The organism is Mitsuaria sp. CC2 (assembly GCF_048957715.1).
Taxonomy (GTDB): Bacteria; Pseudomonadota; Gammaproteobacteria; order Burkholderiales; family Burkholderiaceae_C; genus Roseateles.
On the sequence record NZ_JARVXN010000013.1, the window covers coordinates 64,346 to 78,555 of the forward strand.

Below are 14,210 nucleotides of genomic sequence, written 5' to 3' on the forward strand. Positions count from 1 at the left end.
CTCCATGGCGAAAGCGCGCCTGCCCGCGCCGCACTACAGTCGCCGTCCATGAGCACCGACCCGAGTTCCGCGCCCGCTTCCGAGTACACCGTCCGCCGTCCGCATCGCAGCGGGTTCATGCAGCTGCGCGGTCTGCGCCACCACGTGCTGCGCTGGGGACCTGAGCCCGACGGGCAGCGACCGCTGCTCGTGATGGTCCACGGATGGATGGACGTCGGCGCGTCGTTCCAGTTCATGGTCGACGCGTTCCGCGACGAGCGCAGCGTCGTCGCCATCGACTGGCGCGGCTTCGGGCTCACCGATGCCAATGGCAGCGATGCGTACTGGTTCCCGGACTACCTCGGCGATCTGGATGCGCTGCTCGATGCCGTCAGTCCTGACGCACCGGTCGACCTGCTCGGCCACAGCATGGGCGGCAACATCGCGATGACCTATGCGGGCGTGCGGCCGCAGCGGCTGCGCAAGCTCGTGAACCTCGAAGGCTTCGGGCTGCCGGACACGACGCCCGACATGGCGCCGGCGCGGCTCGCGAGCTGGCTCGACGAGCTCAAGGAGCCGCAGAGCCTGAAGACCTACGACAGTGTCGAGGGAGTGGCGCAACGGCTGATGAAGACGAATCCGCGGCTGTCCGCCGACAAGGCGGCTTGGCTCGCACCGCACTGGTCGCGGCAAGGCGACGACGGGCGCTGGCACATCCTCGGCGACCCCGCGCACAAGCGAACCAATCCGGTGCTCTACAAGAAGGCCGAGGCCCTCGCCTGCTGGTCGCGCATCGAGGCGCCCACGCTGTGGGTCGAGGGCAGCGAGACGAAGCTCTCGCAGTGGTGGGGGGATCGGTATCCGCGCGAGGACTTCGAGACGCGGCTCAGCGTCGTCAAGGACCTGCGGCGCGTCACGCTTCAGCAGGCGGCGCACATGATGCATCACGACCAGCCCGAGGCGCTCGCCCAAGCGGTGCAGTTGTTCCTCGGCTAGTCCGCCGAAACCACCGCCGCCTGATACGCCGCGATGAACTCCGGCGGCATCCGCTTCGGGCGGCCGCCGCTGATGTCGATGCAGACCAGTTCCCAGCGGCCGCGCATCAGCGTCTGGCCGTCGCTCGCGCGGCGCAGCTGGAAGCGGCGCTCCATCGCCAGCTTCCCGTCCCCGGACGTCAGCCAGGTGCCCAGCACCAGCGCCTCGCCTTCGAAGGACGGCAGCAGATAGTCGTAGCCGCCGTGGCGGATCGCCATCGCGCGGTCGAGGCGGCGGTAGTCCTCGATGTCCAGCCCCAGCGCCACCGAGTGCGACCACGCGACCTGTTCGCACCACTTCACGTAGACCGCGTTGTTGGTGTGGTTCAGGCCGTCGATGTCCGCCGGCTGGGGGCTCACCGCCAACCGATGGGGGGACGGGTAGTCCCAGCCGCTGGACAACGGGTCGACCGGCGCGGAGATCGCTTCGTTCATCTCGCTCATCGGGGGGCGCTCATCTGGGGGTGGGTTCCGTGGGATTTCCGACGCTCGTGCTCGGGGTGCGACAGGTTAGCGTCGCGAGTTAGGCAGAATGCCGCCCTTTTCCGGCGTCGTCCGTCGCCCGTGCGACGCGCGCGCCAGTCGCACATTCCGAACACTGCGCGGCAGGGTCATGCCCTGCCGGCGCCTTCCCCTGTTGTCCCTGCCGTCCCGCTGCCCGTCCCCATGAACATCATCGTCACCGAAGAACTCAAGGCCTACATCGATCCGCTGACCGAGGACGAATACGCCGCGCTCGAACGCAGCATCCTCGCCGAAGGCTGCCGCGACGCGCTCGTGCTCTGGGGCGACATCCTGGTCGACGGCCACAACCGCCACGGCATCTGCACCAAGCACGGCATCCCCTTCCAGACCGTCCAGAACACCCGTTTCAAGTCGATGGAAGACGTCCACCTGTGGATGATCGACCAGCATCTGGGCCGTCGCAGCGTCTCCGACTTCCAGCGCGGCGTGCTCGCCCTGCGCAAGAAGGAGATCATGGAGGCGCGCCGCCTGGCCGTCCTCAACGATCCCGCGCCCGAGGCGCCCGTCGCCGACCCGAGCGCCACGCCGGTGCCCGACGCCCCGCCGTTGAAGAGCCGCGAAGCCATTGCGCGCGCCGCGCGCATCAGCAGCGCCACCGTCACGCAGATCGAGAAGATCCAGAAGGCTGCGGCGCCGGAACTCGTCGCCGCCGTGAAGTCGGGCGAAGTCTCGATCAGCGCGGCCGCCGTGATCGCCGACCTGCCCGCCGAGGAGCAGGCCGCCGCCGCCGCCGGCGGAAAGAAGGAACTGCGCCAGGCCGCCAAGCGCGTGCGCGAGTCCAAGGTCGGCAAGAAGGCCGCGGGCGACGCCGTCGCCGAAGTGGCCGTGGAGCTGCTGGGCGTGCCGACGAACGAGGACGGTGAACTCGAGGCCGATCCGGCCGTCGCGCTGCTGCGCGCGCAGGTCGGCGCGCTGCAGGACGAGAACATCAAGCTGCGCGCGCAAGTCGCGGACCTGCAGGCGCAACTGGCCGCGGCGAAGCAGGACGCTTCGTCGCCCTTCTGATCCTTTGCCTCCGCCGTCGGCACAAGCCGGGGTGGGGTCTCCTCATACGTCTCGCAGGCTCCACAAATCGTCGACCCCACCCCGGCTTGCGCCGACTCGAACCGAGCCCCCGCACGACGCATCGTGAAAGTCCTCGGTAGCCAATCCGGGGAAGGACGGCAGTGGTGGGGGACGGTGAGGTGTGGGGTTTCAGCCCTTGCGGCTGGGGCCCCATACCTCGGCGGCCAACGCACCAGACCGAGCAGGTGGGCGGTCCTTCAGAAACCGGTGATCGGCCCGGAGCGCTCCTTCTCCGGGCGCTTAGCCTCCACCTCGTCGAAATGCGGTGCCGGGTCTTGCACCCCGGCAGCCGCCTCCCGGCGATTCATGACGACTGCGTAGATGACGACGATCGCGACGTAGACGATCAGCGCTCCCTGCGAGCCTACCCAGAAGCTGAACGGCCAGCCGAAGAAATCGAAGCTGAGCGCCCGGGCGAAATACGCCACCCCGAAGGTCACCAGCGCCCACACCGCGAGCAGCGTCAGCGTCAGACGCCAGTTGCCGCGCCGCACCCGGCGACGCCGGGCGCGGAACATGCCGGAGGGGGTGCCGACGGGGTTACCGGACGGGTAACCCGCATCGGGGACAGGCGGTTTCTGGCGCATCCCGGCATCTTAGGGAGCCTGTTCGCCTCAGCATGAGAAAATACCCGGCTTCGGGTCCCCTCGTCGGGGGCTCCACCCTTCGAACGCTTCGAGCGAATCATGGAAATCGAACAAATCAATGCGATCGGCAATACGCTGACCGATCTGCAAGCGCGTACCGACGCGCTAAGGGGGTACCTTTGACTACGACCGCAAAGCACTGCGGTTGAATGAAGTCAACGCCGCCCTGGAGAACCCGAACGTCTGGAACGACCCCAAGCGGGCCCAGGAACTCGGCAAGGAAAAGCGTACGCTGGAACAGGTCGTCGAGACGATCAACTACCTGACGTCCAACATCACCGACAACCTCGAGCTCTTCGAGATGTCCAAGGACGACAACGACGTCGCCGGCATCCAGACCATCGAGGCCGAATCCGCCAAGCTGACCGAGAAGGTCGAGGAACTCGAGTTCCGCCGGATGTTCAACAACCCGGCCGATCCGCTGAACTGCTTCGTGGACATCCAGGCCGGCGCTGGCGGCACCGAGGCCTGCGACTGGGCCGGCATGCTGCTGCGACAGTACCTGAAGTATTGCGAGCGCAAGGGCTTCAAGGCCGAGGTCGAAGAGCAGACCGACGACGAGATCGCCGGTATCAAGAGCGCCACCATCAAGGTGGAAGGCGAGTACGCCTTCGGCCTGCTGCGTTCCGAATCGGGCGTGCACCGCCTGGTGCGCAAGAGCCCGTTCGACTCCTCCGGCGGCCGCCACACCAGCTTCGCCTCGCTGTTCGTGTATCCGGAAGTGGACGATTCGATCGAGATCGACATCAACCCGTCGGACGTCCGCACCGACACCTACCGCGCGTCCGGCGCGGGCGGTCAGCACATCAACAAGACCGACTCGGCGGTGCGCCTGACCCACATCCCGACCGGCATCGTCGTCCAGTGCCAGGACGGCCGCAGCCAGCACAGCAACCGCGACGTCGCCTGGAAGCGCCTGCGCTCGCGCCTGTACGACCATGAGATGAAGAAGCGCATGGCCGAACAGCAGAAGCTCGAGGACAGCAAGACCGACGTGGGCTGGGGCCACCAGATCCGCTCGTACGTGCTGGACCAGAGCCGCATCAAGGACCTGCGCACCAACGTCGAGATCTCCAACACCCAGAAGGTGCTGGACGGCGACCTCGACGCATTCATCACCGCGTCCCTGAAGCAGGGCGTGTAAGAAAAACAAGAGACAAATGCCCCGGTGCTCGATCCCCGGCCCGGGGCTTCTTCATTCCTACAAGGAAGCCCGCCATGCGTGAAGGCACTGCCACCCTGATCCGCCGCGCCGATTACGTCGCGCCGATCTTCTGGATCCGCACCGTCGACCTGTGCTTCGACCTCGATCCGGTCAAGACGCTGGTCGCCAGCAAGATGCGCCTGGAACGCAACGCCGCGGTGCCCCACGGCCCCCTGCGCCTGCATGGCGAGGAACTCAACCTGCTGCGCGTGCTGATCGACGGCGAGAGCGTGTCCTTCCGCCAGGAAGGCCATGAGCTGATCATCGACAACGTGCCCGACGCCGACTTCACGCTCGAGATCCGCAACACCTGCTGCCCCGAGAAGAACACGACGCTGTCGGGCCTGTACACCTCCGGCGGCAGCTTCTTCACGCAGTGCGAAGCAGAAGGCTTCCGCCGCATCACCTACTTCCTGGACCGCCCCGACGTGATGGCGGTCTACACGGTGACGATGCGCGCCGACAAGGCCAGATTCCCGGTGCTGCTGTCCAACGGCAACCTGGTCGAGTCGGCCGAGCTGGACAACGGCCGACACCTGGCCAAGTGGCACGACCCCTTCCCCAAGCCCAGCTACCTCTTCGCGATGGTCGCCGGCGACCTGGTCGCGCGCGAGCAGCGCATCCGCACCCGCGGCGGCAAGGACCATCTGCTGCAGGTGTACGTCCGCCAGGGCGACCTGGAGAAGACGGAACACGCGATGAACTCGCTGATCGCCTCCGTCGTGTGGGACGAGGCGCGCTTCAACCTGCCGCTGGATCTGGAGCGCTTCATGGTCGTCGGCGTGTCCGACTTCAACATGGGCGCGATGGAGAACAAGGGGTTGAACATCTTCAACACCTCGGCGCTGCTGGCTTCCCCCGCCACCGCGACCGACGCGGACTTCGCCCGCATCGAGTCCATCGTCGCGCACGAGTATTTCCACAACTGGACCGGCAACCGCGTCACCTGCCGCGACTGGTTCCAGCTGTCGCTCAAGGAAGGCCTGACCGTCTTCCGCGACCAGGAGTTCAGCCAGGACATGGCCGCCACGCCGAGCGCGCGCGCGGTCTGCCGCATCGAAGACGTGCGCGCGCTGCGCGCCCGCCAGTTCCCCGAGGATGCCGGCGCGATGGCCCATTCGGTCCGTCCCGACGAGTACGTCGAGATCAACAACTTCTACACCGCCACCGTCTACGAGAAGGGCGCGGAAGTCGTCCGCATGTACCAGACGCTGGTCGGCCGCGACGGCTTCGCCAAGGGCATGGCCTTGTATTTCGAGCGCCATGACGGCCAGGCCGTGACCTGCGACGACTTCGCGCAGGCGATCGCGGACGCGAACCCGGGCTCGCCGCTGACGACGCGCCTGGACGCCTTCAAGCGCTGGTACGCGCAGGCCGGCACGCCGCGCCTGCAGGCCCGCGGCGTGTACGACGCCGCCGCGCAGACCTGGACGCTGACGCTGACGCAATCGAGCGCCGCGGCTGCCGGTCAGGCCGCCAAGCTGCTGCAGGTGATCCCGGTCTCCCTGGGCCTGCTCTCGCGCGACGGCCAGGCGCTGCCGCTGATGCTGCAGGGCGAGGACGGCGACGCAGGCACGACCGACACGGAGCGCGTGCTGGTGCTGGACCAGGCCGAGCAGTCCTTCGTCTTCGTCAACGTGCCGTCCGAGCCGGTGCCGTCGCTGCTGCGCGGCTTCTCCGCGCCGGTGGTGCTGGACGACGGCCTCGGCGACGCCGAGCTGCTGGTGCTGCTCCAGCACGACAGCGACGCCTTCAACCGCTGGGAAGCCAGCCAGCGCCTGGCGCTGAACCGCATCCTGGGCGCGGTGCGCTCGGGCCAGCCGCTGGTGCTGGACGCCGCCTACCTCGACGCGATGCGCGCGGTGCTGCGCCATCCGGAGCTGGATCCCGCCTTCAAGTCGCTGGCGCTGCAACTGCCCGACGAGGCCTACATCGCCGAGCAGCTCGACGTCGTCGACCCGCAGGCCATCCACGCCGCGGTCGAAGCGGCGCAGACGCAGCTGGCTTCGGCGCTGCAGGCCGACTGGGCCTGGGCTTTCGACGCCCATCAGGTGACGACGGGCTACAACCCGGACCCGGTGCAGAGCGGCAAGCGCGCGCTGGTGAACCTGTCCCTGGCGATGCTGGTCCTGAATGCCACCCGCGGCGGCGACGGCGTGTGGCCGGGCCGCGCGTACCAGCGCTTCAAGGACGCGACCAACATGACCGACCGCATGGGCGCGCTGTCCGCGCTCGTGAACGCGCACGCCGAGCTGGCCGACAGCGCGCTCGCGCGCTTCCACGCCCAGTTCAAGGGCGAGGCGCTGGTCATCGACAAGTGGTTCGCGCTGCAGGGTCGCGCGGCCGAGCGCGACGGCAAGACCTTCGCCAAGGTCAAGCAGCTGATGAAGCATGCCGACTTCACGCTGAAGAACCCGAACCGCGCGCGCAGCCTGATCTTCTCGCTGGCGATGTTCAACCCGGCCGCCTTCCACCGCGCCGACGCGGCGGGCTACGTCTTCTGGGCGGAGCAGGTGCTGGCGCTGGACGCGATCAACCCGCAGGTCGCCGGCCGGCTGGCGCGCGTGATGGACCGCTGGACCGCGCTGGCCCAGCCGTACCGAAGCGCCGCCCGCGAAGCCATCGCCCGCGTCGCCGCCAAGCCGGACCTGTCCAACGACGTGCGCGAGATCATCCAGCGCGCGCTGGCTTCCGACACGCAAGCCACAGCCCCGGAATCGACGTCCGGAGCGGCGACCGGCGAGCGGTCCGCGCGCCGGGCCGTTCCCCGGCGCACGAGATTTGCAACCATCGGAGTCCTTTCATGAGTCAACGCGTCAGCCTGACCCAATACCTCGTCGAGCAGCAGCGGCTGCACGGCCACATCCCCCAGCAGCTGCGGCTGCTGATCGAGGTGGTCGCGCGGGCCTGCAAGCGGATCGCCATCAGCGTCAACAAGGGCGCGCTGGGCGACGTGCTGGGCACGGCCGGGTCCGAGAACGTGCAGGGCGAGGTCCAGAAGAAGCTGGACATCATCGCCAACGAGGTGCTGATCGAAGCCAACGAGTGGGGCGGCCACCTGGCCGCGATGGCCTCGGAGGAGATGGAGAGCATCCACCTGGTGCCCAACCGTTTCCCGCAGGGCGAGTACCTGCTGATGTTCGATCCGCTGGACGGCTCGAGCAACATCGACGTCAACGTGTCGATCGGCACCATCTTCTCGGTGCTGAAGAAGGTCGAGGGCAGCAAGGGCGTCAGCGAGGAGGACTTCCACCAGCCCGGCACCGCGCAGGCGGCGGCCGGCTACTGCGTCTACGGACCGCAGACCACGCTGGTGCTGACGGTGGGCGACGGCGTGGCGATGTTCACGCTGGACCGCGAGCAGGGCTCGTGGGTGCTGACCGCCGACGACGTGAAGATCCCCGCGGACACCAAGGAGTTCGCGATCAACATGTCCAACATGCGGCACTGGGACGAGCCGGTGAAGCGCTACATCGACGAGTGCCTGGCCGGCACGACGGGTCCGCGCGGCAAGGACTTCAACATGCGCTGGATCGCGTCGATGGTGGCGGACGTGCACCGCATCCTGACGCGCGGCGGTGTCTTCCTGTACCCGTGGGACAAGCGCGAGCCCAACAAGGCCGGCAAGCTGCGCCTCATGTACGAGGCCAACCCGATGGCTTTCCTGGTCGAGCAGGCCGGCGGCGCGGCGACCAACGGCCGCCAGCGCATCATGGACCTGCAGCCGGGCAAGCTGCACGAGCGCGTCGCCGTCGTGCTGGGCTCGAAGCACGAAGTCGAGCGGGTGACGCAGTACCACCTGGAGGCCGACAAGGCCAAATGATGTGAGGCCGCGATCCGGCATCCGCCGGGTCCTCATGTCCGCCATGAAGAAGGCCGCTCGATGAGCGGCCTTCTTGCATCACGACGCCCTGGCGCCCGGCGCCTGCGTCAGAACAGGCTGCCCTCGGCGCCGTCGTCCGCGCCGCCGCGATCGGCGGCTGCGGGCGTGTCGTCGCTCCTGAGCTCGGCGAACTTCCCGGCCATCGTCGGATTGCCCTTGGTCAGCTTCTTGATCGTCACGTCCTGCGCCTTGTCGTTGGCCAGGCGCAGGTTGCGATCGGTGCCGAGCAGCGCCTCCTTCGTCTTCTGCAGATGGTCGATGGACTTGTCGATCTCGTCGATCGCGGTCTGGAAGCGTCTCGACGCCAGTTCGTAGTTCTTCCCGAATGCCGACTTGAAGCTTTCGAGCTGGGTCTCGAAGTTGGTGATGTCGATGTTCTGCGCCTTCACCAGCGCCAGCTCGTTCTTGTACTTGAGCGAGTTCATCGCCGCGTTGCGCAGCAGCGTGATCATCGGCAGGAAGAACTGCGGCCGCACGACGTACATCTTCGGATAGCGGTGGAACACGTCGACGATGCCAGTGTTGTAGAGCTCGCTCTCGGGCTCCAGCAGCGAGACCAGCACCGCGTACTCGCAGCCCTTCTCGACGCGGTCCTTGTCGAGCTCCTTGAGGAAATCCTCGTTGCGGTTCTTCGTGGCGGTGCGGTCGTTCTCGTTCTTCATCTCGAACATGATCGAGACGATCTCGGTGCCGGACTCGTCGCTGTCGCGGAAGATGTAGTCGCCCTTGCTGCCTGAGCGCGCGTCGTTGTCCTTCTCGAAGTAGGCGCGCGGGAACGCGGTCGCGCGGATGCGGTTGAACTCGGTCTCGCAATGCTGCTCGAGCGTCTCGCCGACCATCTTGGTCGACAGCCGCGCCTTCATGTCGCGCAGCCGCTCGATGGCGTCGTCGCGGTCCTTGATCTGCGTCTCGTACTTGTCTTTCAGCGACTTCTCGGCGAGCTGCTTCTCCAGCGCCGCGCGTTCGAGGCCGCTGCGCAGCTGGTCGCGCTCCTTCTCCACCGCGCCGACGGCCTGCGACATCGCCAGCTGCTGCGTCACGCCGGCCGCATCGAGCTTCGCCTTCAGGCTCTGGATCTCGGCGTCCTTGGCCGCGGCGGACTGCTGCGCCTGCTTCTCCAGCGCCGCGAGCGCTTCGCTCACCGCGAGCTTGCGCTGCACCTCGCCGGCGTCGAGTCTGGCCTTCAATTCCTGGATTTCGCCGTCCTTGAGCGCGGCAGCCTTCTGCAGCTCGCCGGCGGTCTTCGCCTGCGCCAGCTCCACGGCGTTGCGCTTGTCCTGCTCGGCGAGTGCGAGGCGTTCGTGCAGCTGCTTCTCGAAGTCGGTGTCGCGCACCTGCTTGAGGATGTCGGCGTAACCCGCCTCGTCGATCTTGAAAGCCTTGCCGCAGTGCGGGCAGATGATGTCATGCATGGCGGGATTCTCGCCGTCGATTCGGAAGTCTCAGAAGAAGGTCCGCACGCCGCCGGTGACGCGATAGCTGTCGTCGACCGTGTAGAGCAGCGGCCATTTGTCGAAGGTCGTGCACGGGTGACCGACGCCGAAGGCGATCAGGTCGCCGACCTGCAGCAGCAGCGCGCCGCCGTCCGCACCCGCATCGACGTACGCATGCTGGTCGTTCAGTTTTGTGACTGCCCAGTCGGCCGGCACCGCTCGCGGCGCATCGTGCAGGCTCGGCCGGTACCACCACAGCGGCTGCGGCAGGCAGGCGTCGTAGCTGAGGTCGCGCCGGCCCGCCGTGCAGATCGCGCGGCCTGGCTCGGGTACCGACTGCACATGGGCCCAGACCTCGATCGCGTTGCGCAGTCCGGGACCTTCGCCCCACGACGCGCCGGCGCGTTGCCGCATGCGGTCCTGCATGCGTTCGTACTGCAGGCTGTCGTGGCTGAGGTAGCAGCCGCTGCGCAACACGACGCGCAGTGTGTGCCCGGTGCCAGCAGCCTCGACCGACGCCAGCGTCTTCGCCGCCATGTCGAAGAACGCCGAGCCGCCCGCCGTCAGCAGCACCTCGCCCGCGGCGAACCAGCCCTCCGCGCACCCGACGCGCGTCAGCGTGGCCACCGTCTCGATCATCGTCAGCGCGCCCAACTCCACGCGGGACGTGTCCGCGCCGCTGTAGACGCCTTCGAACGCCTCGACGCCGTGCAGCGTGATCGCCGGCGCGGCGTCGCGGATCAATCGACCGAGCGCGACGCCTTCGTCCATCGTGCGCACGCCGGTGCGGCCGCCCGGCGTGCCGACTTCCAGCAGCACCTGCAGCGGGCGCTTCAGCCCGCGCTCCGCGGCAGCACGGCGCAGCAGGTCCAGGCCCGCGACGGAATCGACCAGCAGGTAGAAGTCGAAGTCCGGGGAAGCTTCCAGCTCGCGGAAGACGAGCTCCAGATCCGCCTTGCCGACGAGCTGATTCGCGAGCAGCACGCGCGGCACGCCGAAGCGCCGGTAGGTGCGCACATGCGCCGCGGTCGCCGCCGTCATGCCCCAGGCGCCTTCGTCGAACTGGCGCTGAAACAGCTGCGGTGCCATCGTCGTCTTGCCGTGCGGCGCGAGGCTCACGCCGGCGCGCGCGGTGAAGTCGCGCATCCAGCGGGCGTTGTGGGTCAGCGCCGAGTCCTTCAGGATCGCCGCGGGCAGCGGCAGGTCGCCGGCCAGCAGCGACAGCCCCAGCGCGCCCAGCCCGGCCAGCGGCACGCCTTCAGCGATCGCAGGCAGTCCCTTGAGCGTGCCGGGCAACGGCTCGGCCTCCAGGGTGGCGAGCGTGAGCGTCACCGGCGCGGGGCCGGGCTGATCGTCTTGGTCGTGTGGGCTCATGGCGCGCCATGTTGCCACCGTCGGCGCGCGGCGGTGACGCGCAGCGCGCCGCCAAAGAAAAAGCCGCTTGGGAAATCCCAAGCGGCTTTTCTGGATTGGTGCCGATGAAGAGAGTCGAACTCCCGACCTTCGCATTACGAATGCGCTGCTCTACCAACTGAGCTACATCGGCGCTGTCGCGAACAACAGAGTCTGTGACTATAGCGCAGATTTTCGGCGTCGACAATTTCCGTGCCTACGTCGCACGAAGACAACGTCGCAGCCGGTTCACTCCTCGCCCAGATTCGCCTGCACGCGCTTGAGCAGCGCGGCCAACTGCACCTGTTCCTCGGCGCTCAAGCCGGCCATGGCTTGCACCGACACCTGCTTCGCCTGGCGCTTCAATTCGCGCTGCACGGTCATGCCCGCCTCGCTGACGCTCAGGCGCACCTGCCGACGATCCACCTCGTCAGTCTTCGCGTCGAGCAGCCCCTTGTCCCGCAGCGTCTTGATCAGCCGCGCCAGCTGCGCCTTGTCCCGGCCGCTGTGCTGGGCGAGGTCGCTCTGCGTGGCGTCCGGGTGCCGGTCGAAGAAGAACAGCACCTTGCCTTCCATGTGCGTGATGTCCTGCGGACCGTCACGCAGGACGCGGTACTGCAGCGAACGGTAGCGATGCATCACCGAATGCACCAGCTCCAGCACGTCCTCGTCCTTGCCCCTTCGGCCAGTGGTGTTAGTTGACATTGTCAATCGTTTCGTCGCAAGATGGATGACATTGTCAACGAAATAGAGTCCCCCGGCAATGAAGCCCGATCCGCTGAACACCCCCACCGCTTCCTCCACCCTCTCCACCGCTGCGGCGCCAACCACCGAGCCCGCCGCGAGCCGCGTCCAGCGCGTGCGTCACGAACTCAAGCGCCGCGAGCTGACCGTGACCGGCGTCGACGACGTGACGCCGAACTTCCGCCGCGTGACGCTCACCGGCGAGTCACTGGTCGACTTCGTCAGCGCCTCCTTCGACGACCACGTGAAGCTGATCTTCGAACCCGAGGCCGACGGATCCCCCGTCATGCGCGACTACACGCCGCGCCGATTCGACAACGCGGCGCGCGAGCTGGTCATCGAGTTCGCCCAGCACGGCGACGGCCCCGCCGCGGCCTGGGCCGCGCAGGCGCAACCAGGCCACACGCTGACCGTGGGCGGACCGCGCGGCTCCTTCATCATTCCGACCGACTTCGCCTGGCACCTGCTGGTCGGCGACGAAACCGCCCTGCCCGCCGTCGCGCGTCGTCTCGAGGAACTGCCGGCAGGCACGCGCGTGATCGCGTTGCTGAACGTGCCGGAGAGCGACCGCCGCGCGTTCAGCACGCCGGCCGCGCTCGACCTGCGCTGGGTCGCCAGCGACGAGGCGCTGCTGGCCGCCGTCCGCGCGCTCAGCCTGCCGTCCGGCGAGGGCTACGCCTGGTGCGCCGGCGAGGCCGCGGCGATGGCGGCGGTGCGGCGCCTCCTCGTCGAGGACAAGGGCCACGACCGCCACGCGATCCGCGCGTCGGCCTACTGGAAGCGCGGCGCGAGCCATCATCACGAAAACCTCGAGTGAGTCCGCATGACGGCCGCGCGCAGCGGCCGCCGCCTCACGTTCGCTTCACACGTGCGTGGCACACTGCCCCGCATGTCTGAAGTCCTGCATGATCCGCGCTGGCGCAACGCCTGGCGCCTGCTCTTCCTCGCGGTGGTCCTGGGCGCCAGTTGGCTGGCGTTCTCGCCGCATCCGCCGCCCGCCGCCGACCTGGGCTGGGACAAGGCCAACCACTTCACCGCCTTCGGCACGCTGGCCTTCATCGGCATGCAGTGCCTGCTCGCCGGCCCGCGCCGCCGCTGGCTCGTGCTGGCGATGCTGCTCGCCTACGGCGTGGGCATCGAACTGGTGCAGTCGCAGATCCCCGGCCGGGACGCCGACGCGCAGGACGTGCTCGCCGACATGATCGGCGCCGTGCTCGGCGTCGCCGTGCACGCGGTGGTACTGCGCCTGTTCACGCCGCGGGCGACTCCGGCTCGCTGAGGTCCCGGCGCGACATCGCGATCGCGACCGCCTGGGCGCGGTTGTTCGCGCCCAGCTTGCGCAGGATCTTGCGCACGTGGTTCTTGACCGTGAACATGCTGATGCCCAGCTGGATCGCGATCCCCTCGTTGCTCAGGCCGGCCCGCAGCCCCTCGACGATCTGCTGCTCGCGCGGCGTCACCAGCGAGCCCGCGCGGCGCGGCAAGGCCTGCCCCCGTACCTGCAGCCGCGCCCGCCGCCACGCCGCGTGCAACGCCGGCGTCAGCAGGTCCAGGCGACGCAGATGGTCGTCGCCCCAACCCTCGACGGCGAACAGGAACAGGCTCTGCGGCCGTTCGCCGTCGGCGGCGACGCCGTGCAGCGCCACTTCCCTCAGGCCCGCTTCCAGGAGCGGCTGGAACAGCGTCGTCTCCGACTCCCGCGCCAGGTCGACGTGCAGCGGCCGCCGACCATCGCCCCAGCGGCGGATCAGGTGCAGCCACAGGCCGTGGTCCGCCGACTCGAGCTGCGTGTGCAGCACATCGCCGATCGGCTTCAGGTGGAAGAGCTGCGCGGCCAGCCGCGGCGACGTCGGCTGATCGCCCACGCAGACCATCAGCCGATGCGGCAGCAGCGGCTGCAGCCGGCTCTGGCTCCAGACGAAGAACTGCGCCGGGGTGGCCGGCTGCCGCGCGCTCCAGAGCGCCTCCAGCAGACGCTCGGCGAGCACGCGGTCCTGCACCCAGGACAGCGGCAGACCGTCCACATCGCCGAGTCCTCCGTGCAGGGGAAGGCCGGCGGCGGGCAGCACGGCCGGCGGCACCACCGGTGCGGCGGCCGGATGCGGCAAGGGGGGCAGCGATGGAGACATCGAGGGCGGCGTCATGGGCATGGAAGAAGGCAGTGAGCCGGTTCGCCGTCAGCCTGCCCGCGCGACGTGACGCCGCGATGAATCGCCCTGCCGTCGCCGGGCGCCTCACCGGACCTCCCGGCGCCTCGCCGCGGGTACCCGCCTTGCCCTACCTGACATCGGGTGGCAGTTGAGC

General features: G+C 68.3%; 13 protein-coding genes and 1 tRNA gene. 7 read left to right on the forward strand and 7 right to left on the reverse strand.

Features of this window, described 5'->3' with window-relative positions; translation table 11 throughout:
- The first annotated feature begins 48 nt into the window (after positions 1-48).
- Entirely contained in the window at positions 49-975 is a 927-nt protein-coding gene (locus PV762_RS08010) for an alpha/beta fold hydrolase (RefSeq protein WP_421034511.1), read from the forward strand.
- On the opposite strand, the gene PV762_RS08015 is transcribed toward PV762_RS08010, so the two are convergent.
- A complete protein-coding gene (locus PV762_RS08015) occupies positions 972-1,457 on the reverse strand; it encodes an acyl-CoA thioesterase (protein WP_421034512.1) in 486 nt (161 codons plus the stop codon). The genes PV762_RS08010 and PV762_RS08015 overlap by 4 nt on opposite strands.
- A gap of 222 nt (positions 1,458-1,679) precedes the next feature.
- On the opposite strand from PV762_RS08015, the gene PV762_RS08020 reads away from it, so the two are divergent.
- A complete protein-coding gene (locus PV762_RS08020) occupies positions 1,680-2,543 on the forward strand; it encodes a plasmid replication/partition related protein (protein WP_421034513.1) in 864 nt (287 codons plus the stop codon).
- A 257-nt stretch (positions 2,544-2,800) separates the two neighbouring features.
- Here the strand turns inward: PV762_RS08020 and PV762_RS08025 are convergent, their stop codons facing one another.
- The gene (locus PV762_RS08025; protein WP_421034514.1) at positions 2,801-3,190 is read right to left on the reverse strand and encodes a DUF4212 domain-containing protein; all 390 of its coding nucleotides are present in this window, start codon (positions 3,188-3,190) and stop codon (positions 2,801-2,803) included.
- Between the two features lie 99 nt (positions 3,191-3,289).
- Here PV762_RS08025 and prfB point away from each other — a divergent pair.
- From prfB to PV762_RS08040, 3 genes are all read left to right on the forward strand, one after another.
- Positions 3,290-4,394, forward strand: a protein-coding gene (gene prfB / locus PV762_RS08030) for a peptide chain release factor 2 (protein WP_421034515.1) whose coding sequence is annotated in 2 segments (ribosomal slippage) — positions 3,290-3,370 and positions 3,372-4,394 — 1,104 coding nt in all. Because the reading frame shifts where the segments join, the coding sequence is not laid out codon by codon here.
- 74 nt (positions 4,395-4,468) lie between these two features.
- Entirely contained in the window at positions 4,469-7,261 is a 2,793-nt protein-coding gene (gene pepN, locus PV762_RS08035) for an aminopeptidase N (RefSeq protein WP_421034516.1), read from the forward strand.
- A complete protein-coding gene (locus PV762_RS08040; RefSeq protein ID WP_421034517.1) occupies positions 7,258-8,277 on the forward strand; it encodes a class 1 fructose-bisphosphatase in 1,020 nt (339 codons plus the stop codon). Before pepN ends, PV762_RS08040 begins: the two co-directional genes overlap by 4 nt.
- A gap of 107 nt (positions 8,278-8,384) precedes the next feature.
- Here PV762_RS08040 and PV762_RS08045 read toward each other — a convergent pair whose 3' ends face one another.
- The 4 genes from PV762_RS08045 to PV762_RS08060 form a co-directional block, all read right to left on the reverse strand.
- Entirely contained in the window at positions 8,385-9,749 is a 1,365-nt protein-coding gene (locus tag PV762_RS08045; protein ID WP_421034518.1) for a DUF2130 domain-containing protein, read from the reverse strand.
- Between the two features lie 30 nt (positions 9,750-9,779).
- Positions 9,780-11,144, reverse strand: coding sequence for an alanine racemase (locus PV762_RS08050; protein ID WP_421034519.1), 1,365 nt, complete (start codon positions 11,142-11,144; stop codon positions 9,780-9,782).
- A 96-nt stretch (positions 11,145-11,240) separates the two neighbouring features.
- Positions 11,241-11,316, reverse strand: a tRNA-Thr gene (locus tag PV762_RS08055).
- Between the two features lie 95 nt (positions 11,317-11,411).
- Positions 11,412-11,867 carry a MarR family winged helix-turn-helix transcriptional regulator gene (locus PV762_RS08060; RefSeq protein WP_421034520.1) on the reverse strand — a complete coding sequence of 152 codons (456 nt, stop codon included), beginning with the start codon at positions 11,865-11,867 and terminating at the stop codon, positions 11,412-11,414.
- A gap of 58 nt (positions 11,868-11,925) precedes the next feature.
- On the opposite strand from PV762_RS08060, the gene PV762_RS08065 reads away from it, so the two are divergent.
- Together PV762_RS08065 and PV762_RS08070 are read left to right on the forward strand one after the other, a co-directional pair.
- Positions 11,926-12,723, forward strand: a complete 798-nt coding sequence (locus PV762_RS08065; protein ID WP_421034521.1) for a siderophore-interacting protein — start codon at positions 11,926-11,928, stop codon at positions 12,721-12,723.
- Positions 12,724-12,795: 72 nt separating this feature from the next.
- Positions 12,796-13,185 carry a VanZ family protein gene (locus tag PV762_RS08070; RefSeq protein WP_421034522.1) on the forward strand — a complete coding sequence of 130 codons (390 nt, stop codon included), beginning with the start codon at positions 12,796-12,798 and terminating at the stop codon, positions 13,183-13,185.
- Here PV762_RS08070 and PV762_RS08075 read toward each other — a convergent pair.
- On the reverse strand, positions 13,157-14,035 hold the full coding sequence (locus PV762_RS08075; RefSeq protein WP_421034523.1) for a LuxR C-terminal-related transcriptional regulator: 879 nt from the start codon (positions 14,033-14,035) through the stop codon (positions 13,157-13,159). The genes PV762_RS08070 and PV762_RS08075 overlap by 29 nt on opposite strands.
- Positions 14,036-14,210 lie beyond the last annotated feature (175 nt).

Bases quoted from the DNA above. Each gene is read 5' to 3' on its own strand.
- PV762_RS08010 (WP_421034511.1), top strand. From the start codon at position 49: ATGAGCACCGACCCGAGTTCCGCGCCCGCTTCCGAGTACACCGTCCGC.
- PV762_RS08015 (WP_421034512.1), bottom strand. From the start codon at position 1,457: ATGAGCGAGATGAACGAAGCGATCTCCGCGCCGGTCGACCCGTTGTCC.
- PV762_RS08020 (WP_421034513.1), top strand. From the start codon at position 1,680: ATGAACATCATCGTCACCGAAGAACTCAAGGCCTACATCGATCCGCTG.
- PV762_RS08025 (WP_421034514.1), bottom strand. From the start codon at position 3,190: ATGCGCCAGAAACCGCCTGTCCCCGATGCGGGTTACCCGTCCGGTAAC.
- pepN (WP_421034516.1), top strand. From the start codon at position 4,469: ATGCGTGAAGGCACTGCCACCCTGATCCGCCGCGCCGATTACGTCGCG.
- PV762_RS08040 (WP_421034517.1), top strand. From the start codon at position 7,258: ATGAGTCAACGCGTCAGCCTGACCCAATACCTCGTCGAGCAGCAGCGG.
- PV762_RS08045 (WP_421034518.1), bottom strand. From the start codon at position 9,749: ATGCATGACATCATCTGCCCGCACTGCGGCAAGGCTTTCAAGATCGAC.
- PV762_RS08050 (WP_421034519.1), bottom strand. From the start codon at position 11,144: ATGAGCCCACACGACCAAGACGATCAGCCCGGCCCCGCGCCGGTGACG.
- PV762_RS08060 (WP_421034520.1), bottom strand. From the start codon at position 11,867: ATGTCAACTAACACCACTGGCCGAAGGGGCAAGGACGAGGACGTGCTG.
- PV762_RS08065 (WP_421034521.1), top strand. From the start codon at position 11,926: ATGAAGCCCGATCCGCTGAACACCCCCACCGCTTCCTCCACCCTCTCC.
- PV762_RS08070 (WP_421034522.1), top strand. From the start codon at position 12,796: ATGTCTGAAGTCCTGCATGATCCGCGCTGGCGCAACGCCTGGCGCCTG.
- PV762_RS08075 (WP_421034523.1), bottom strand. From the start codon at position 14,035: ATGTCTCCATCGCTGCCCCCCTTGCCGCATCCGGCCGCCGCACCGGTG.